The 18785-nt window shown below is 64.8% G+C and carries 20 protein-coding genes; 15 read left to right on the top strand and 5 right to left on the bottom strand.

Going from position 1 to position 18785, the window contains the following annotated elements; genetic code table 11:
• Positions 1–70 precede the first annotated feature (70 nt).
• Positions 71–1435, top strand: a complete 1365-nt coding sequence (locus tag QMG83_RS04180; RefSeq protein ID WP_283504524.1) for a GH1 family beta-glucosidase — start codon at positions 71–73, stop codon at positions 1433–1435.
• 10 nt (positions 1436–1445) lie between these two features.
• On the opposite strand, the gene QMG83_RS04185 is transcribed toward QMG83_RS04180, so the two are convergent.
• Positions 1446–1985, bottom strand: a complete 540-nt coding sequence (locus QMG83_RS04185; RefSeq protein WP_283504082.1) for an adenine phosphoribosyltransferase — start codon at positions 1983–1985, stop codon at positions 1446–1448.
• Between the two features lie 77 nt (positions 1986–2062).
• Between QMG83_RS04185 and QMG83_RS04190 the strand changes: the two genes are divergently transcribed.
• Both QMG83_RS04190 and QMG83_RS04195 read left to right on the top strand, forming a co-directional pair.
• On the top strand, positions 2063–2629 hold the full coding sequence (locus QMG83_RS04190) for a LemA family protein (protein ID WP_283504083.1): 567 nt from the start codon (positions 2063–2065) through the stop codon (positions 2627–2629).
• Positions 2630–2667: 38 nt separating this feature from the next.
• On the top strand, positions 2668–3561 hold the full coding sequence (locus QMG83_RS04195; protein ID WP_283504084.1) for a M48 family metalloprotease: 894 nt from the start codon (positions 2668–2670) through the stop codon (positions 3559–3561).
• An 81-nt stretch (positions 3562–3642) separates the two neighbouring features.
• On the opposite strand, the gene QMG83_RS04200 is transcribed toward QMG83_RS04195, so the two are convergent.
• A complete protein-coding gene (locus QMG83_RS04200) occupies positions 3643–4830 on the bottom strand; it encodes a winged helix-turn-helix domain-containing protein (protein WP_283504085.1) in 1188 nt (395 codons plus the stop codon).
• A 218-nt stretch (positions 4831–5048) separates the two neighbouring features.
• Between QMG83_RS04200 and QMG83_RS04205 the strand changes: the two genes are divergently transcribed.
• From QMG83_RS04205 to ilvA, 6 genes are read left to right on the top strand one after another with little or no spacing between them, the layout of a single operon-like run.
• Positions 5049–6161 carry an ABC transporter substrate-binding protein gene (locus QMG83_RS04205; RefSeq protein WP_502948992.1) on the top strand — a complete coding sequence of 371 codons (1113 nt, stop codon included), beginning with the start codon at positions 5049–5051 and terminating at the stop codon, positions 6159–6161.
• Between the two features lie 11 nt (positions 6162–6172).
• Positions 6173–7117, top strand: coding sequence for an ABC transporter permease (locus tag QMG83_RS04210; RefSeq protein ID WP_283504087.1), 945 nt, complete (start codon positions 6173–6175; stop codon positions 7115–7117).
• Complete coding sequence (locus tag QMG83_RS04215) at positions 7114–7926, top strand: ABC transporter permease subunit (protein ID WP_283504088.1); 813 nt, start codon at positions 7114–7116, stop codon at positions 7924–7926. Before QMG83_RS04210 ends, QMG83_RS04215 begins: the two co-directional genes overlap by 4 nt.
• Complete coding sequence (locus tag QMG83_RS04220) at positions 7923–9002, top strand: ABC transporter ATP-binding protein (RefSeq protein WP_283504089.1); 1080 nt, start codon at positions 7923–7925, stop codon at positions 9000–9002. The genes QMG83_RS04215 and QMG83_RS04220 overlap by 4 nt, the downstream gene beginning before the upstream one ends.
• A gap of 36 nt (positions 9003–9038) precedes the next feature.
• The gene (locus QMG83_RS04225; RefSeq protein WP_283504090.1) at positions 9039–10196 is read left to right on the top strand and encodes an AI-2E family transporter; all 1158 of its coding nucleotides are present in this window, start codon (positions 9039–9041) and stop codon (positions 10194–10196) included.
• Positions 10189–11424: a threonine ammonia-lyase gene (gene ilvA, locus QMG83_RS04230; protein WP_283504091.1), complete on the top strand. Its 1236-nt coding sequence runs from the start codon at positions 10189–10191 to the stop codon at positions 11422–11424. Before QMG83_RS04225 ends, ilvA begins: the two co-directional genes overlap by 8 nt.
• Before the next feature lie 6 nt (positions 11425–11430).
• Here ilvA and greA read toward each other — a convergent pair whose 3' ends face one another.
• Positions 11431–11919, bottom strand: coding sequence for a transcription elongation factor GreA (gene greA, locus QMG83_RS04235; protein ID WP_283504092.1), 489 nt, complete (start codon positions 11917–11919; stop codon positions 11431–11433).
• A gap of 63 nt (positions 11920–11982) precedes the next feature.
• Complete coding sequence (locus QMG83_RS04240; protein ID WP_283504093.1) at positions 11983–12429, bottom strand: DUF4307 domain-containing protein; 447 nt, start codon at positions 12427–12429, stop codon at positions 11983–11985.
• Between the two features lie 55 nt (positions 12430–12484).
• Between QMG83_RS04240 and mca the strand changes: the two genes are divergently transcribed.
• Both mca and QMG83_RS04250 read left to right on the top strand, forming a co-directional pair.
• Entirely contained in the window at positions 12485–13378 is an 894-nt protein-coding gene (mca, locus tag QMG83_RS04245; protein ID WP_283504094.1) for a mycothiol conjugate amidase Mca, read from the top strand.
• Positions 13375–13677 carry a hypothetical protein gene (locus QMG83_RS04250; RefSeq protein ID WP_283504095.1) on the top strand — a complete coding sequence of 101 codons (303 nt, stop codon included), beginning with the start codon at positions 13375–13377 and terminating at the stop codon, positions 13675–13677. The genes mca and QMG83_RS04250 overlap by 4 nt, the downstream gene beginning before the upstream one ends.
• Here QMG83_RS04250 and trhA read toward each other — a convergent pair.
• Positions 13658–14407, bottom strand: a complete 750-nt coding sequence (gene trhA / locus QMG83_RS04255; RefSeq protein WP_283504096.1) for a PAQR family membrane homeostasis protein TrhA — start codon at positions 14405–14407, stop codon at positions 13658–13660. The two genes, QMG83_RS04250 and trhA, sit on opposite strands and share 20 nt — an antisense overlap.
• Before the next feature lie 58 nt (positions 14408–14465).
• Here trhA and QMG83_RS04260 point away from each other — a divergent pair, with 58 nt between their 5' ends.
• The 4 genes from QMG83_RS04260 to QMG83_RS04275 all read left to right on the top strand — a co-directional run bounded on the left by QMG83_RS04260 (position 14466) and on the right by QMG83_RS04275 (position 18762).
• The gene (locus QMG83_RS04260; protein ID WP_283504097.1) at positions 14466–15257 is read left to right on the top strand and encodes an isoprenyl transferase; all 792 of its coding nucleotides are present in this window, start codon (positions 14466–14468) and stop codon (positions 15255–15257) included.
• Positions 15254–16375 carry an aminotransferase class V-fold PLP-dependent enzyme gene (locus tag QMG83_RS04265; protein WP_283504098.1) on the top strand — a complete coding sequence of 374 codons (1122 nt, stop codon included), beginning with the start codon at positions 15254–15256 and terminating at the stop codon, positions 16373–16375. Before QMG83_RS04260 ends, QMG83_RS04265 begins: the two co-directional genes overlap by 4 nt.
• Before the next feature lie 223 nt (positions 16376–16598).
• Positions 16599–17927 carry an RNA 5'-3' helicase PhoH2 gene (gene phoH2 / locus QMG83_RS04270; protein WP_283504525.1) on the top strand — a complete coding sequence of 443 codons (1329 nt, stop codon included), beginning with the start codon at positions 16599–16601 and terminating at the stop codon, positions 17925–17927.
• A 73-nt stretch (positions 17928–18000) separates the two neighbouring features.
• Positions 18001–18762, top strand: a complete 762-nt coding sequence (locus QMG83_RS04275) for a DUF6199 family natural product biosynthesis protein (RefSeq protein WP_283504099.1) — start codon at positions 18001–18003, stop codon at positions 18760–18762.
• Positions 18763–18785 lie beyond the last annotated feature (23 nt).

Genomic DNA, 18785 nt, shown 5'->3' on the forward strand with positions numbered 1-18785 from the left:
ACCGCGCGGGAAACACCGAGCCCAGAAACACAGCGAGTGGTTGCACGACCCCGCGGGCTTCTCCCAGACCATGCCGCCGGGGTTTGAGGTTGGTGTATCGACGGCGGCCTTCCAGATCGAAGGTGCGGTGCGCGCGGATGGCCGCGGACCGTCCACCTGGGATGACTTCATGGGCCAGGCGGGGCGCATCGCCGATGGCTCGAACGCGTCGGTTGCTGCCGACCACTATCACCGGTACCGCGAAGATGTCGCTCGGATGAAAGAGCTCGGCGTCGACTCGTACAGGTTCTCTCTCGCCTGGCCCCGCATCCAGCCGGGGGGAACGGGTGGCCCCAATCGCGCCGGAATCCAGTTCTACGATCGCCTCATCGACGAACTGCTGGCCGCAGGGATCAAGCCGATGGCTACCCTTTTTCACTGGGACATGCCGGAGCCTCTGCAGCACAAGGGCGGGTGGATGATCCGTGACACCGCCAACCGCTTCGCCGACTTCGCCCTTCTCGCGGGGGAAGCTTTCGGCGACCGGGTCGACAAGTGGGTCACCATCAATGAGCCAACCACGGTCACCCTCAATGGTTACGCCCTTGGAATCCACGCCCCTGGCGCGACGCTCATGTTCGACTCGCTGATCTCGGCCCATCATCAGTTGCTCGGTCATGGTCTCGCAGTGCAGGCGCTGCGGTCGGTCGGAGTGAAGGGCGGCATCGGCATCACGAACGTGCACTCGCCGGTGTACCCAGCCAAAGACAACATGAAGACCAGAGCGTACGTCGAGGTTTTCGACATTCTTCACAACCGCATTTTCGCCGATCCGGTGCTGCTCGGGGAGTACCCGAAATTCCCGTTCCTGTCGCGCAAACTGTTCAAGCCCCTCATCGAGGTGGATGCCGCAGACCTGAAGATCATCGCGCAACCGCTCGACTTCTACGGTCTCAACTACTACATGCCCACGCGCATCGGATCGGGCGGCGCCCACCATGACGCCGCACCGGACCACATCGCCCACCATGTGCGTTCGATGCCGTTCCACATCGCGCCGTGGCCCGAGTTCCCGCAAACAAGCTTCGGATGGCCGATCGCCCCCGAGTTCCTCACCGAGACCCTGCGCGACTACGGCACCCGCTACAAGGGCGTGCTGCCCCCGGTGTACATCACCGAGGGTGGGGCTAGCTTCAACGACATCGCCGCCGCCGACGGTTCCATCGACGACGCTGATCGGGCGAGCTACCTGGCCGATCACCTCGCGGCGGCCTTCGTCGGGGCCCCGGGCGTCGACCTTCGCGGCTACTACGTCTGGACCCTGCTCGACAACTGGGAGTGGGCCGCCGGCTTCGAGCAGCGGTTCGGCCTAATCCATGTCAATTCAGACACCCAGGAGCGCACACCGAAACGGTCGTTCCACTGGCTGCAGAAGGTGCTCCGCGCGCGCAGCTAGCTGCAATCGGTCAGGCGACTACCAGTGACCGGATGTCGCGGCCCGGAAGTGCCTCGCGTCCACCCAGCCCGGCCAGCTCGAGTACCACGCTCACGCCGGCCACCGTCCAGCCCGCACGCTCCACGAGTGTGGTCGCCGCGGCCAGTGTGCCGCCGGTGGCCAGGATGTCGTCGAGCACCAGCACGCGGCATCCAACGGGCAGATCGTGCGGTTGCACCTCGAGGGTCGCCTCGCCGTACTCGAGCGAGTAGCTCTCGGCGATCACATCGCGCGGCAGCTTGCCGGCCTTGCGGATGACGGCGACACCCACCCCCAGCGCGTAGGCGGCGGCCGCGGCCAGCACGAATCCGCGGGCTTCGACGCCAGCGACGACATCCACTCGGCCGCGGAAAGGTTCGACGAGGGCATCGGTGACCGACCGCAGGGCGTTGCCGTTGGCAAACACAGGAGTGAGGTCGCGGAACACGATGCCGGGCTTCGGGAAGTCGGGCACGAGTGCTGTGAGTTCTTCGACCGACCTGGCGGCGGAGCTCTCGAGTGCTGTCGGCATGTGAAGAGCCTAAGGCGAGGCTGTGAGAGAGGTGCGCGACTTAGGGACGATGAGCCGCGCTCGCATAGTATTGGCACATGGAATTCCTCATCGTCATTGGTGTTATCGTCCTGCTCGTTGTCATCGTGGGTATCTACCTGTGGTCGACCTACAACTCGCTGGTCACATTGAACGTCCGTGTCGACGAGGCGTGGAGCGACATCACCGTGCAGCTCAAGCGTCGTGCCGACCTTCTGCCGAACCTCATCGAGGCGGTCAAGGGCTATGCGGCGCATGAGAAGGGCGTTTTTGAGGCCGTCACCAAGGCCCGCGCCGAGACGCTCAGCGCTCAGGGCCCCGTCGACGCTGCTGCCGCCGAGAACCACATGCAGACCGCGCTGAAGAGCATCTTCGCCGTCGCCGAGGCATACCCCCAGCTGCAGGCCAGCCAGAACTTCCTCCAGTTGCAGGGCGAGCTGGTTGACACCGAAGACAAGATCCAGGCGAGCCGCCGCTTCTACAACGGGGGCGTCCGCGAGCTCAACACGAAGATCAAGGTGTTCCCCAACACCCTGTTCGTGCGAAACCTCGGTTTCACGGAGCGCGAATTCTTCGAGGTCACCGACGCTGCATCCATCGCCGAGCCGCCCCGAGTGCAGTTCTAGTCCTGCACTCCCGCACCCGCATGACCCAGGAAGTTTAGATGTATCGCGCCATAGCGAAAAATAAGCGCAACACGGTGTTCATCATCATCCTGTTCGTCATCATCATCGGTTTTCTCGGCTTTGCGCTGAGCTTCCTGATGGGTGGCGATCCGCTGACGGTGACGATCGGAACGGTGATCGGTGCCGGTATCTTCACCGTGATCCAGTACTTCGCCGCGTCCAGCCAGGCGCTGTCGATGAGTGGAGCCATCGAGATCCAGAAGTCCGACAATCCGCGGCTGTACAGGATCGTCGAGAACCTGTCGATCACCACGGGCACGCCGATGCCGAAGGTCTACATGGTCAACGACCCGGCGCCGAACGCGTTCGCGACCGGTCGTGATCCGCAGCACGCCGCCGTCGCGGCGACCACCGGCATCCTGGAGCTGCTTGACGACGACGAACTTGAGGGTGTGATGGCCCACGAGATGGGTCACGTGCAGAACTACGACATCCGGGTCTCGATGATCGTGTTTGGACTCGTGGTGGCCGTGGGTTTCATCTCCGACATCGCGCTGCGCTTCACGCTTTTCGGTGGCGGCGGCCGCAACAACAACAACAGTGGTGGCAACCCCATCATGATCGTGATCGGCCTCGCCGCACTGGTCATCTCTCCGCTCGTGGCCGCCGCTGTGCAGGCGTCGATTTCACGTCAGCGCGAATACCTGGCGGATGCCACGGGGTCGCTGACCACGCGTCATCCCGACGCCCTCGCCAGCGCCCTGCAGAAGCTCGCCCAGTACGGCCGGCCCATGAAGAAGCAGAACTCGACGATGGCCCACATGTGGATCTCAGACCCCACCAAGCCCGGCATCGTGGATCGCCTGTTCAGCACCCACCCGCCGCTCGCCGACCGCATCGCGCGCCTCGGCAAGATCGGCGGCAGCTTCTAGCCTCTCGCGGCGCATCGAGATCTCCACTTTTGCTGCCTGCGAGCTCCTCCACACCACAAAAGTGGAGGTCTCGGCGACTCGCTACCGAGTGAGTGCGCCCGCGAGGTCTGCACTCAGGTCGCCACGACCGGCGACCTCGATGCGCTCCATGCCCTGCCACACTGCCGTCTCGCGCAACAGCGCTGCCACTCGCTCGAGGTCGACCGCGGCGCCGGCCTCACGCCACGCCGCCTGTACGAGCAGCACACAGTTCTGCCGGTCGGTCTTGAGGTCGATGCGGCCCACGATCGCGTCATCCACCAGCAGGGGAAGCGTGTAGTAGCCGAAGATCCGTTTCGGGGCCGGGGTGTAGATCTCGATGCGGTAGTGAAAGTTGAACATCCGCAGCGCGCGTGCCCGCTCCCAGACGATCGGGTCGAACGGTGACAGCAGTGCGGTGTGAGTGATGCGACGGGGGATGCGGGCATCCTTGTGCAGGAATGCCGGCGACCCCCAGCCCTCAACGCTCACCGGCAGCACGTCGCCGGACTCGACGAGCTCGGTAAGAGCGACCTTGGTGAGCGCCTGAGGCAGCCGCCAGTAGTCGGCGATGTCGCGCACGGTGCCGATGCCGAGAGCCTCAGTGCCCGACCGCACCAGTTCGCGCACGGCATCGTGCTTCGGGATGCTGCGGCTGAGGATCTCGGCGGGAAGCACCTGTTCGGCCAGCGCGTAGGTGCGCTCGAACCGGATGCGTCCGGCGGCTACCACCTCCCCGAGCATGAAGAGGCACTCGAGCCCCGTCTTGACGTCTGACCAGCCCCACCACGGTCCCTTTCGCACGTTGGCATCGTGCTCGATCCGCCCCGCGGGAAGAGGGCCCTTCTCGGCGAGCTCGGCGCGCAGAAAGTCGAGCATGGGGCCGTTCGCCTCGGCCCAGCGGCCCCAACCGCTCGAGGGCTCGCGCCGGGCATCCATCGCCCGTCGCCACAGCGGCCACGATTCGATCGGGATGATCGCGGCCTGGTGCGCCCAAGCCTCCGTGTACTGCGATCGGCGGCCGAAGGTGAGGGTGTCGAGCAGCGCCTTGTCGTAGGCGCCGAGCCGGGCGAAGACGGGCAGGTAGTGACTGCGTTCGAACACGTTCACGGAGTCGAGCTGCAGCACGCCGAGCTTGCGGATGAGCAGGTTCAGCTGCCTCGTACCCACCGAACCCGTCGCAGGCCGCCCGAACCCCTGCGCGGCCAGGGCGATGCGGCGCGCCTGGGGTGCTGATACGGACTCAACCACGCTCCGACCCTACCCACCCGCGCCGACAGCCATCGTTTGCTTTCCGTTCACCCCGCCGTTGCCGATCGACCCTCTTGGTTGCTTAGCGTGCTGAAAGGCCACCCGGTTCCCTCTGCCCGCTTCCCCTTCTGAGCTGCCACCCCACCGCTTCGTGGTGGCGCGGACTGCTCGACGGGGGTAAACAGCGCGGGCGGCCGGCGGCCCGAAATGAGGCACCCTTGTTCAGAATGCGTCACCTCGCAGGCGTTGCGGTCATCGCCGCCGCCGCGATCACCCTCAGCGCCTGCACGACCAGCACCCCCGCCGCATCTGGCGTCGATGCCGCCACCGCGACGACCGCCGAAGACTTCGGTGGCATGGACGCGCTCATCGAGGCGGCTAAGGCCGAGGGCCAGCTCAACGTCATCGCCCTGCCCGACAACTGGGCCAATTACGGCGAGATCAAGGCCATGTTCGAGGACAAGTACGGCATCACCGTCAATTCGGCCAGCCCAGACATCTCGAGCGCCGAAGAGATCGCTGCCGCCGACAACCTCAACGGACAGGACACCGCCCCCGACGTCTTCGACCTGGGTACTGCGGTGACGCTCGACAGCGTCGACTACTTCGCCCCGTACAAGGTTGCCAACTGGGACGAGATTCCGGATGCCAACAAAGAGTCGACTGGTCTCTACGTCAACGACTACACGGGCAGCATGTCGATCGGGTATGACTCCAACTCCGTGCCGAAGCCGACCAGCCTCGACGACCTCCTCGGCGCTGGGTTCAAGGGCGCCGTGGCGCTCAATGGCGACCCGACCCAAGCGGGCGCTGCTTTCGCGGCTGTCGGTCTCGCAACCGTTCAGGAGGGTGGAACGCTCGACGACTTCACCCCCGGAATCGAGTTCTTCCAGAAGTTGAACGCGGCAGGTAACTTTCTGCCGGTCGACGCCACCGGCGCCACGATCGCTTCAGGCGAGACGAAGGTCGTCTTCGACTGGAGCTACAACAACCTCGCCGCAGCGGCGACGGTCGACGGCTGGGAGGTGACCACGCTTCCCGGCACGGTCTACACAAGCTTCTACAACCAGGCAATCAGCAAGGATGCCCCGCACCCGGCTGCCGCTCGACTGTGGCAGGAATTCATCTACAGTGCCGAGGCGCAGAACCTCTTCATCGTGGGTGGCGCGTACCCGGTCACCATCCAGACGCTGCAGGATGCCGGCACCGTCGACACCGCGGCGCTCGACACCCTCGGGGAACTGAAGGGCGACCTCGTCACCCCGACAGCCGACCAAGCCGAGGCGAACGCCGCCATCCTCGCAGAAAAGTGGGCTGCGGCGATCAGCTAGCAGCACCCACCGTGACTGTCGCCAACGCGCCAGCACTGACAAGCGGTGACGCCGGGACGACCTCCCGGCGTCACCCGCTCTCAGAGCCGGCCCCGGGCCGCCCCCATCGCCGGGGTCTCGGAAAATATCTCGGGCTCACCCCCTTCGCGTTCTACGTGGTCCTTTTTCTTGCGATTCCCACGATCCTCGCTGTGACGACCGGTTTCTTCACCGAAGACGGTCGCCCCACCATCGACAACGTGGCAGGGCTCTTCGCCCCCACCGTGCTCACCGCCTTCGGTAATTCGTTCCTTGTCTCCGCGGTCACCGCCGTTGTCGGCTCGATCGTCGGTGCCCTCGTCTGTTACGCGCTGCTGGGTACCAAAGTAGAGGGCGCCCTCCGATCCACCATCAACTCGCTGTCGAGTGTGCTCGCCCAGTTCGGTGGCGTCATGCTCGCATTCGCGTTCATCGCAGCACTCGGTACCCAGGGGCTTGTCACGAAGGTCCTTGCGGATCTGGCCAGCGTCGACCTGTATGCCAACGGGCCCTGGCTCTACAAGGTGCCAGGGCTGCTCGTGGTGTATCTCTACTTCCAGGTTCCGCTCATGGTCATCACCTTCATGCCGGCGCTTGAGGGCCTCAAGACCACGTGGGCCGAGGCGAACGCGACACTCGGGGGCACCCGCTTTACGTACTGGACCCGTATTGCGTTCCCCGTGCTTGCTCCATCCTTCATCGGCGGCCTGCTGCTGCTCTTCGCCAACGCCTTCTCGTCGTATGCCACGGCCGCGGCGCTCGTCAGTCAGGGGTCACCGATCGTGCCGTTGCAAATCCGTGGAGCGCTGATCAGCGAGACGGTGCTCGGTCGCGAGAACATGGCGGGTGCGCTCGCGCTCGGGATGATCGTGGTCATGGTCGTCGTGATGTGGGGTTATTCCGTGCTGCAGTCGCGAACGTCGCGGTGGCAGAAGTGAGCGCCGCGAGCAGGCTCGGCACCGAGCCGAACCGCGTCACCCGGGCAGTCATCCTCGGCGTAGTCGGGGGGATCTTCGCGATCCCGATCATCGCGATGATCCAGTTCACCTTTCGCGATGGGCTCGCCGGCGGTTACACCGTCACCCACTGGACGGGACTGATCGGTGAGGATGCTGCCCGCACCTACCGCATCCTCTTCCAGGCGATCGGCAATTCGGTGGTCCTGGCGATCGTCACCGTCGCGATCGTGCTGCTGATCCTGTTGCCGACGATGATCCTCGTGCACCTTCAGTTTCCGAAACTGAAGCGCGTACTCGAATTCATCTGCATCGTGCCGATCACCGTCCCGGCGATCGTGCTCGTCGTGGGGCTCGCACCGGTCTACGCGATCGTCGTCAGGCTGTTCGGCAGCGGGGCGTGGACCCTCGCGTTCGCGTACGGAATCACCGTGCTGCCCTATGCCTACCGCGCGATCCAGTCGAACCTCGACGCAGTTCCGGTGGTGATCCTCAGCGAGGCGGCCCGCTCTCTCGGCGCTAACTGGCCCACCGTGTTGAGGCTCGTGCTGCTTCCCAACCTGCGCCGGGGTGTGCTCGCGGCGGCGTTTATCGCGGTGGCGGTGGTGCTGGGTGAATTCACGATCGCCAGCATCCTTAACCGCACCAACCTGCAGACGGCCCTCCTTCAGGTATCCCAGTCTGACCCGTACGTGGCGGCGATCTTTGCGCTGCTCGCCCTCGCCCTGGTGTTCGGGCTCCTGCTGCTCATCGGCAGGCTCGGCGCCCCCCGCAATCGGAGAACCGAATGACCAGCAGTATCCCCATCGCATCGGTAATCCCCGCGTCGGCGGGGGAGGGCGCGACCGTGGAACTCCTCGGTGTGGTCAAGTCCTACGGCGCCCATCGGGCTCTGAGCTCGATCGACCTGGCAATCAGGCCCGGCGAGTTCGTCGCGCTGCTCGGCCCGTCGGGTTGTGGCAAGACGACGGCGCTGCGTGCACTCTCCGGCCTCGAGCTCGTCGACGGCGGGCGCATCCTGATCGACGGCAGGGATGTCGCGTCGGTGCCCACCAACAAACGCGACATCGGCATGGTGTTCCAGTCGTACTCACTTTTCCCGCACATGACGGCGATCGAGAACGTCGAATTCGGGCTCAGGATGCGCAGGGTCGCCGCGGGCGAACGTCGCGACCGCGCCGCAGAGGCTCTCAACATGGTCGGGCTCGCTTCGTTCGCGGAGAGGTTCGCTCACCAGCTGTCGGGCGGCCAGCAGCAGCGGGTGGCGCTCGCCCGCGCACTCGTAACCAGACCGAGGGTGCTGCTGCTTGACGAGCCGCTCAGCGCGCTCGACGCGAAGGTGCGCGTGCAGTTGCGCGACGAGATCCGTCGCATCCAGACCGAACTGGGAATCACCACGGTATTCGTCACGCACGACCAAGAGGAGGCGCTCGCCGTTGCGGATAGGGTCGCGGTCATGCGCGACGGCGTCATCGAGCAGATCGGCACCCCCGAAGAGCTGTACGCGACCCCCAGCACCCCGTTCGTCGCCGACTTCGTGGGGTTGAGTAACCGGATGCCCGCTGAGCTGGTCGGCGGAAAGGTGGTTGCCCACGGGCTCAGCATGGATCTGCTCGGAGATCCGCTGCCCGACGGCCCGGTGACCGCCTGGGTTCGCCCCGAAGACGTCGCGATCGCGAGCGATGGTGTGCCGGCCAGGGTCGTGTCATCCAGCTTCCTCGGGAGCCTGCGCCGCACCCAGGTGGCACTGGCCGACGGCTCGCTCGTGTCGATCCAGCATGACGTCGACGTTCGACCGCAACCGGGGGAGCGAACTTTCCTTCGGCTGAAGGGAGCCCCTGTCATTGCCGTGCCACGCGCGCACTGACCGGTCGACCCGGGTTTGCCTGCTTAGACTGGCCGTATGACTTTCGGCCGTAGGAAAGCTGCCCAGGCGCCCGCAGTCACGCTCGAGAACGCCTCCGGTACCGTGCCGCCGGCGCTTCGCATCGCGGGGGCGTATTCCTGGCGCATCCTGCTTGTCGTCGGCGTGCTTGCTGTTGTCGTCTTCATGGTGGCGCAGTTGCGCGATATTCTGGTGCCGTTCATGGTCGCCGTGCTCGTCGGGGCGCTGCTGGTGCCGTTCGTCCAGTGGCTCATGCGTCACCGCTGGCCGAAGCCGCTCGCGATCGCGGTCGCGATGCTGGGCACGATCGCCCTCGTCACCGGTCTGATCGTCGTGGTTGTCTCGCAGATCCGCAGCGGCTACCCCGACCTGCAGCGCCGGTCGATCGTGGCGTACGGCGACTTCAAGCAGTACCTTGCCGATTCGCCGTTTCATGTCGACGATCAGCAGCTGAACGCGTTCATCGAGCAGACCATCGCGACGATCCAGAAAGACAGTCAGGTGCTGGTTACTGGTGCGCTGTCGGTGGGTGTGACGGCCGGGCATGTGCTCGCGGGGCTGCTGCTGGCCACGTTCGCGACCCTGTTTATCCTGATCGATGGCAAAAGGATCTGGGCCTGGATGGTGCGCCTGTTCCCCCGCACGGCCCGACCGGCCGTCGATGGCTCTGGTTACGCCGGCTGGGTCACCCTGACGACTTTCGTGAAGGTGCAGATCTTCGTCGCAGCGGTGGATGCCACGGGCATCGGCCTTGGCGCGTGGATTCTCGGGCTCGTGTTCGGGGGCTTCCCGCTGGTGATCCCGATCGCGATTGCGGTGTTCCTTGGCTCGTTCATCCCCGTGGTGGGCGCCCTCGTCACGGGAACGATCGCCGTGTTCATCGCGCTCGTCTACCTCGGGCCGTTCCCGGCGGTGCTGATGCTCGGCATTGTGCTGCTCGTGCAGCAGGTCGAGGGGCACGTCCTGCAGCCACTCATCATGGGGTCTGCTGTGAAGATTCATCCGCTCGCCGTGGTCTTTGCCGTGGCGGCCGGATCGTACCTGGCGGGCATTCCGGGAGCCCTGTTCGCGGTTCCGGTCATTGCCGTGCTCAATGTCATGGTGAAATACATTGCAGGCGGAGATTGGAAGACCAACCCGCGGCCCACAGCGGAGGACCTTCTTCCTAATGCCTAACACCATCATTGGCCCCACCCTGGCCGAGTTCCAGGAGGCGCGGGATCGCGTATCCGGCGTGGCCGAAGTCACGCCCATGGAGAGCTCCCGGTACCTCGCAGAGGTGCTCGGTTCGCCCGTGTTCCTGAAGTGTGAGAATCTCCAGCGCACCGGCTCGTACAAGATCCGGGGTGCATATAACCGCATTTCGCGCCTCAGCGACGAGGAAAAGGCGCGAGGGGTGGTGGCGGCCTCGGCCGGCAACCACGCCCAGGGCGTCGCGTTCGCCGCGCGTGAGCTCGGCATCGCATCCACGATCTTCATGCCGCTCGGAGTCGCACTCCCGAAACTGCAGGCGACCAGGGCGTACGGCGCCGACGTGGTGCTCCGCGGTCACACGGTCAGCGAGCCGTTGAGGGCTGCGGCGGAGTTCGCACGCACGACGGGGGCGGTGTTCATCCATCCCTTCGATCATGGTGACGTTGTTGCCGGTCAGGGCACCGTCGGGCTCGAGATTCTCGACCAGCGTCCCGACGTCGACACGATCGTGGTGCCGATCGGTGGCGGTGGGCTCATCTCCGGGGTGGCGAGCGCTGTGAAACAGCGTGCTGCGCTTGACGGCAGAACCGTGCGCATCATCGGGGTGCAGGCCGCCAACGCGTCCGCCTACCCGCTGTCGCTGCGAAACGGCACCCCCACCGATGTGGCGATCTCTCCGACGATCGCCGATGGCATCGCGGTGGCTCGACCGGGTCAGCTGAACTTCGAGATCGTGCAGGCGATGGTGGATGAGGTCGTCACCGTCACAGAGGACGACATGGCTCAGGCGCTTCTGGTGCTGCTCGAGCGCGCCAAGCTGGTCGTCGAACCCGCAGGCGCGGCCGGGGTTGCCGCGATCCTCGCCGGCAAGGTCGCGTCCAGCGGCACGACCGTCGCCATCCTCAGTGGGGGAAACATCGACCCCCTGATGATGGAGCGGGTCATCAGCCACGGGCTGTCGACCTCGGAACGGTACCTGCGCCTGCGCATCCCGCTGCCTGACCGCCCCGGACAGCTCGCCCGCACCGCCGCGATCGTCGCCGAGGCGAACGCGAACGTGGTGGAGGTGCTGCACTCACGGCACAGCAATGGGATGCAGATCAGCCAGGTCGAGCTCGAGCTGCACATCGAGACGCGCGGGCCGGACCATGCCGAAGAGGTGCTGACCCGGCTGCGCGACGAGGGCTACGCGCCCCGCATCGACTTCTAGCCGGGGTTACGGGACGTAAGTCTCGACGCTGATGATCTTCACGGCGATCGACTTGCCGTTCGGTGCGGTGTAGCTGGTTTCGTCGCCGACCTTCAGTCCGATGATGGCGGTGCCGAGCGGGCTGCCCTCGCTGTAGACGTCGAGGTCACTGTCGCCGACGATCTCGCGGCTGCCGATGAGGAAGGTCGACTCGTCGCCCATGATCGTGGCTTTGATGACGGTGCCGGGTTCGACGACGCCGGTTGACGCTGGCGCCTCTCCGACCGTGGCGTGCCTGAGCAGCTCGGTCAGAACCCGGATGCGGGCTTCGATCTTGCCCTGCTCCTCCTTGGCGGCGTGGTAACCGCCGTTCTCCTTGAGGTCACCCTCCTCGCGTGCAGACTCGATCTTTTTCGCGATTTCCAGGCGGCCCTCACCAGAGAGCTGCTCGAGCTCGGCGGTGCGGCGATCGAAAGCTTCCTGGGTCAACCAGGTTTCCGAATGTTCTTGGGCCACGATTCTCTCCTGAAAAAAAGGAACCGGCCGTAGCTGGCCGGTTCCGTGCTGAATCCCTACAGACTAGGTGAGCCAGCAGCGGTAGATCAAGCCAGTGACGGCCAACTCGGTGGTCAGCACGCGCTCGGTGAAGACACGGGTGATCTCGGTGGATGCCGGCAGCTCCACCTCTTTCCAGCCCACGATGGCAAAGGTCGAGTTCAGTGCCTGCACCGCGCAACGCGCCGCTGTGCCGGTGGGGGCGGTGAATTCCCACGTCACATCGACGGCGCTGTCGCTGACGACGGTGTGCCTCGCGTCGACGGCGGCGAACTGCGCAGTTGGCGAACCGACCAGACCGCCCCAGATCGCCCAGGCGACGAAGACGATCGTGATGGCGCTGGCCGTGATGACTCCCACGAAGCGCGTTCGTTTGGTTGCGGAGCGGGAGCGGCCGTAGCGGTCGTCGAGGGAGGCCGCAATGGCATCCGCAGGGTCGCTTGAGGCGGCCGGTGTCTCAGGTTTGGGCACGCACGACTCCGTTAGTCTTGGTACCTCAAGGCTAGATGCAAAACCTAGGAGTTCGGTGACACGGCGACTGCTTGCGGTTCACGCCCACCCCGACGACGAGTCGAGCAAGGGCGCCGCTACCTATGCCTCATACGCGCACCATGGCGCGCAGGTCGTCATCGTCAGCTGCACTGGCGGGGAACAGGGCGATGTCCTGAATCCCGGCCTCGAGCCTCAGGCGATGGCCGAGCGGGATATCGCCGGTCTTCGCCGCATCGAGATGGCCCAGGCGCAGGCCGTGATGAGTATCGAGCATCGCTGGCTTGGCTATCGGGATACCGGGCTGCCCGAGGGCACCGGAACCGACGAGGGCCCCACCGAGCCTCTGCCCATCAACAGCTTCGCCACGATCCCGCTCGACATCTCGGCGGAACCTCTCGTGCGCATCATCCGGCAACTCAGGCCGCACGTTCTCGTCACCTACGACGAGAACGGGGGATACCCGCACCCCGACCACATCCGAGCGCACGAGATCTCGATGTTCGCGTGGGAGGCGGCGGCTGACCCCGCGCGATACCCGGAGCAGGGACCGGCCTGGCGCATCCCCAAGGTCTACTACGACCGCATCTTCAACTCCCACCGCGTCTCGAGAATGGTCGAGGTGATGGAGGCGCAGTCGCATCCGGATCTTGAGAGCATGCGCGAGATGCAGGGCTGGATGGGCGACCGCCCACCGAAGGCCACCACTCACATCCCCATCGGCGACTTTCTGGAAACGAGGGACGCAGCGCTTCGCTCCCACGCAAGCCAGGTGTCGCCAGACAGCGCATTCTTCTTCTGGCCGAATGACCTGCAGCGTGAAGCCTGGCCGTTCGAAGACTTCGAGTTGGTTCAGACCTCCGTGCAGTCGCCACTTCCCGAAGACGATCTTTTTGCCGGCATCGACCTGACTAATGAGGCTTCAGCATGACCATTTTCGATTCGCTCGTCACGCTCGTGGCCGATTCCACACCGACTCCGCTGCCCGCGTACGAGGGTGATGTCAACCTGATCACGCCCGGTGTGGTCGGATTTGCCGTGACATTCCTGATCGCGCTCGCGACGGTGTTTCTCCTGATCGACATGACGCGTCGTGTGCGCCGTGTGCGCTATCGGAATGAGGTTCGCGAGCAGATCGCGATCGAACAGGCGGAGGAGGCGCTCGCGGCAGCCGATGCCGAGCGACCGTCAGCCTCGGGCGACGAGACTCCTAAAACACCGGCGGGTTAGTCGCGACGATGAAGATTCCTGTCCAGTGGCACAGGAACGCCAGCAGCGTCAGCGTGTGGAAGATCTCGTGGAACCCGAACACTCCGGGCACCGGGTTGGGCTTCTTGAGCCCGTAGATAACCGCCCCGACTGTGTAGAACAGGCCGCCGACAAGAATCAGCGTCATCATCACCGGCGCCGAGGAGAAGAAGTCGAGAAGGAACGCGAACGCGGCGTAGCTGAGCAGCAGATACAGCGGCACGTAGAGCCAGCGTGGTGCGCCAATCCAGAAGATCCGGAACAGGATGCCGAGACCGGCGCCGATCCAGACCAGCCAGATCAGCAGAACCGACTTTTCCGGGGGCAGGGCCAGCACCGTGATGGGCGTGTACGACCCCGCGATCAACAGGAAGATGTTGGCGTGGTCGAGTCGCTTGAAGATTGCCTTGACCTTCGGGCTCCAGTCGATGCGGTGGTAGAGCGCGCTGGTTCCGAAGAGCAGAAGGGAGCAGACGAAAAATACCGAGGTGCTCGCTTTAGCCGCGGCGCCATCGGCAGCGATAACGAGAATGATGCCGAGCACGATCGCCAGCGGAAAGGTGCCGGCGTGGATCCAGCCGCGCCAGGTCGGCTTTTTCTCGACGATGTCATAGGTGATGGCGTCGTCGAGAAGCGGAATGTTCGGCAAATCGGCAGCGGAATCGCCGTCTGACGGCGTCGCTGGCGCGGATTCTGGGGAGGGCGCGGTCATTGCGTCAGTGTACGTGAGCGGTCAACCCCCATGCTGAGCACGATCTTTGGGCTAGCGTATGACTGTGAAAGACCGCCAAAACACTCTCGGTCGAGGCTTTCTGTATGGCCTTTACAAGAAGCGATTGCGTCGTTTTCTGGAGAGTGGCACGCTGCCCCACCATGTCGCGATGATCATCGACGGAAATCGCCGATGGGCCAAATTGCGGGAGATGGAGACCGCTGCGCACGGTCATCGAGCCGGGGCTGCGAAGTATCGCGAGTTTCTCGAGTGGTGCGACGATCTCGGCATCTCGGTCGCCACCCTCTACCTGCTCTCGACAGACAATCTCACCGGCAGAACCGCTGTCGAACTCGACGGTCTGTTCGAGATCATCGGCGACCTCGCCGAAGACCTGTCGCATTTCCGCAACTGGCGCATCCAGCACGTCGGCTCGACCGATGGCCTGCCCGCCGGCCTTGTCGCGAAGCTTGCCGGTGCTGCAGAGCGCACCAGGAACAACACCGGATTGCACGTGAACCTCGCGATCGGCTACGGCGGTCGACGTGAGATTGCTGACGCCATGCGCAGCATCGTGCAGACGCACGAGAGCGAGGGCGGCACGTTGGACGCGCTCGCCGAGATTCTCACCCCCGAACTGATCGGTGAGCACCTGTACACCGGCGGCCAGCCCGACCCGGATCTGGTCATCCGAACCTCCGGTGAACAGCGGATCAGCGACTTCATGATCTGGCAAAGCGCCCACAGCGAGTTCTATTTCGTGGAGGCACTGGGTCCCGATCTTCGCGAGGTCGACTTTCTGCGCGCCCTTCGCGACTTCTCCCGGCGCCAGCGGAGGTTCGGGCAGTGACCGCCACGCTGTCTATGGATGACTTCGTCGCACGGTTCGAGGAAGAATCCGGATACCTCGACTTCGCGCGGAGGGCCCCCATCGGCTCGACCGTTCTCAGCGAAGAGCAGGCCATGATGAGCCTGCTGGCCCGATCGAGGTTTGGCACGCTGTCGACCCTCGATGAGCAGGATCTTCGGGTTCGCGAGGCAGTTGCACCCCTGATCGGATTCGACGCGGCGCAGATCGTGTTCCAGCCCAACACCAGCCAGGGCCTCATGCACGTCATGTTCGGGCTCACCGGCAAGGTCGCCGTCAGCCGCTCCGACTTTCCGAGCGCTCCCTTCGCCATCACCAGGGCGGCCGACGCGCTGGGTTCGGTCTCGCCGCTGTGGCTCACGGCCGATCACGGGCGCATCACCCCCGGCAACCTTCGCGAGCAACTCACCGACGACACCGTTGCCGTTGCGATCAGCGCGGTCGACTTCAGGAGCGGATATCTCGCCGACCTCGAGGGCATTCGCCAGGTCATCGGTGATCGTGTGCTCATTGTCGATGCGATCCAGGGTTTCGGCATCGTGGATGCCCCGTGGAATGTTGCGGACGTCGTGGTGTCTGGCGGGCAGAAGTGGGCACGCTCGGGCTGGGGCACCGGCTTTCTTGCGCTGAGCGATCGTGCCGCCGAACGACTCGTTCCCGTCTTCTCGGGATTCTCCGCGACCGACGCTGATGACCTTCCGGTCGACGCAGTGTTGCCGCCCACCAATGGCGCAGCAGCGTTCGAGGTGAGCCGTCCCGATCCGATCGCTCAGGCGCGGTTCGCCGGCGCACTCGAAGAGATCGCCGAGGTGGGCGTCGCCGCCATCAACCTCAGGATCCTGCAGCAGACCGCGAAGATCATCGATTTCGCCGACGAGTTCACGCTCGAGGTCGAGTCACCGCGCGATGAAGCCGAGCGCGCTGGCATCGTGGTCGTCGCGCCGCCGGCAGGCAAGCTGACTGCCCTCACCGCAGCCCTCCACAACCACGGCGTTACCGTGACGATCAGGGAGGGCGCCGTGCGACTCAGCCCCCATGTCACCACCGACGCCGCCACCTTCGACATGCTGAGGGCAGCCCTGGTGGCGTACTCCTCCTGATCGACGCGCGGAAGTTTTACCTTCCGGACACATTCGCTTGGCGTGTCGGCGCGCGGCACGCGGCGCCGAGCGCTTAGCGTCAGAGTTATCAGGCACGGCGCCTGGTCGAGGCGGCCATGTAAGTTCGCTTCGCAACTCCTGGCCGTCTTCGCAGACTGGATCCGAGTGCACAGCACCCGGGGATGGAGTGCACGTGGCCGAGCTAGCAAACCCGACGTCGAAGTTGAACGAGTCGCGAACGGGAGGCTCAGGCACATCGCAGCTCGAGCGCACCTACGTTCTCGATACGTCTGTGCTTCTCTCGGATCCGAAATCGATCTTCCGTTTCGCTGAGCATCACGTGGTGCTGCCGGTGATTGTCATCACCGAGCTAGAGGCGAAACGCAACGATCCCGAGATCGGATACTTCGCCAGGCAGGCGCTGCGTAATCTCGACGAACTCCGCGTACAGCATGAGCGGCTCGACTTCCCGATCTCCGTCGGCGATGGTGGATCGCTGCGGGTCGAGCTCAACCACTCCAATATGTCGGTGCTGCCGTCGGGGCTCCAGCTCGGCGATAACGACAGCCGCATCCTTGCGGTCGCCCTCAACCTCGCCAACGACGGCCTCGCCGTCACCGTCGTCTCGAAAGACCTCCCACTGCGTGTGAAGGCGGCATCCATCGGCCTTGCCGCTGAGGAATATCGCGCCGAGCTCGCGGTCGACTCGGGCTGGACCGGTCAGCAGGACATCGACCTGTCGTCGGGCCAGATGGCGCAGCTCTACGACAACGAGGAACTGCATTCGCGAGTGATCGAGGATCTGCCCGTGAACACTGGCCTGATCATCCATTCTGATCGCGGTTCCGCGCTCGGCAGGGTGTCCGGTCGCGGCGAGATGAAACTGGTGCGTGGAGACCGCGACATTTTCGGCCTGCACGGGCGTTCAGCCGAGCAGAGGCTGGCGATCGACATGCTGCTCGATCCCGAGATCGGGATCGTTTCGCTGGGCGGTCGGGCTGGCACCGGCAAGTCGGCGCTCGCACTGTGCGCTGGCCTCGAGGCTGTGCTCGAGAAGCAGCAACATCGCAAGATCATGGTGTTCCGCCCGCTGTACGCGGTTGGCGGCCAGGAGCTCGGCTTCCTGCCAGGTGATGCCTCAGAGAAGATGAACCCGTGGGCTCAGGCCGTGTTCGACACACTGGGTTCCATCGTGTCCCAGAACGTACTCGATGAGGTTGTTGAGCGCGGCATTCTTGAGGTGCTGCCCCTCACGCACATCCGCGGTCGATCGCTGCACGACGCTTTCGTGATCGTGGATGAAGCGCAATCCCTCGAGCGCAACGTGCTGCTCACCGTCCTCAGCCGCATCGGACAGAACTCCCGCGTCGTGCTCACCCACGACGTCGCCCAGCGCGACAACCTGAGGGTTGGTCGTCATGACGGTGTCGCCTCCGTGATCGAAACGCTCAAGGGGCATGCACTCTTCGGTCACATCACACTCACCCGTTCCGAGCGCTCCGCCATCGCCGCGCTCGTGACCGAGATGCTCGAATCGAACGAATTGGCCTAACAGAAATCCCGCGTCATGGTCGCCGCGGGGGTCGCATTACCGGTTTCGAAGAAGACCGCATAGGGTCTAATTCGTGAGCTGGGTATTCGGGGCCCTTGCGGTGACTTTGGGGATTGTGTTCCTGTGGGGACTTTTCGCACCGCGGTCTCAGTGGCGAACCCTCTCGGCCTGGCTGGTGTCGAATCCGGGCGCCAATGAGCCCGGAGGCGCCGCCTACGGGTGGCGCAGGCTGCTGTCCGGCCTGGGAGTGCTGGCGCTGCTCATCGTGGCTGGTTCGGCCTATTCCGCAAATCTTGCACGACAGCCGCGCCCCGGGCTGCCCCCCACCGCCCTGGAGCAAATGTGGGGTTCTCCCACGCCGCACCTCGTCGACCGGGTCGTCGATCCGCTCACCACGCCGCCAGAGGGACTCGTGGAGGAGGCCCCGCTGGGCTTCCAGAACCTTGACGACGCTCGGCCGGCCTATCTGCGTCTGCTGCCCAAATTTTCGATGCTGGGCGATACCCGTGTGCCCGGCTACATCGGTTCGACCGCGCGCTCGGACGTGTCGGCCACGGGATCCGCCAGCCTGGTCGTCAACGTCAGGGGACCGCTGTTGTGCATCCCCAGGGAACTCGTCGTGATCGAGAGCGAGACGGACATCAAGATCGCCGTCTACTACGGCCGCCCCGATTCGCTCTCGGGCAACCCTCCGGACCATGTTGCGGGATGCGCGACAGAAGGCGCCGTGACCAGCTCCGTGCTCATCCCGATCGAACTCGCGGGCCCGGTCGGCGACCGGGTGGTGCAGAACCTGGCGGGCGACCCGGTACCTGAGGTCGGGATCATCGAATAGCTACTCCGGCGCTGACCATTGGC

The sequence above is a fragment of the Salinibacterium sp. G-O1 genome, from assembly GCF_030063305.1.
Classification (GTDB): domain Bacteria; phylum Actinomycetota; class Actinomycetes; order Actinomycetales; family Microbacteriaceae; genus Rhodoglobus.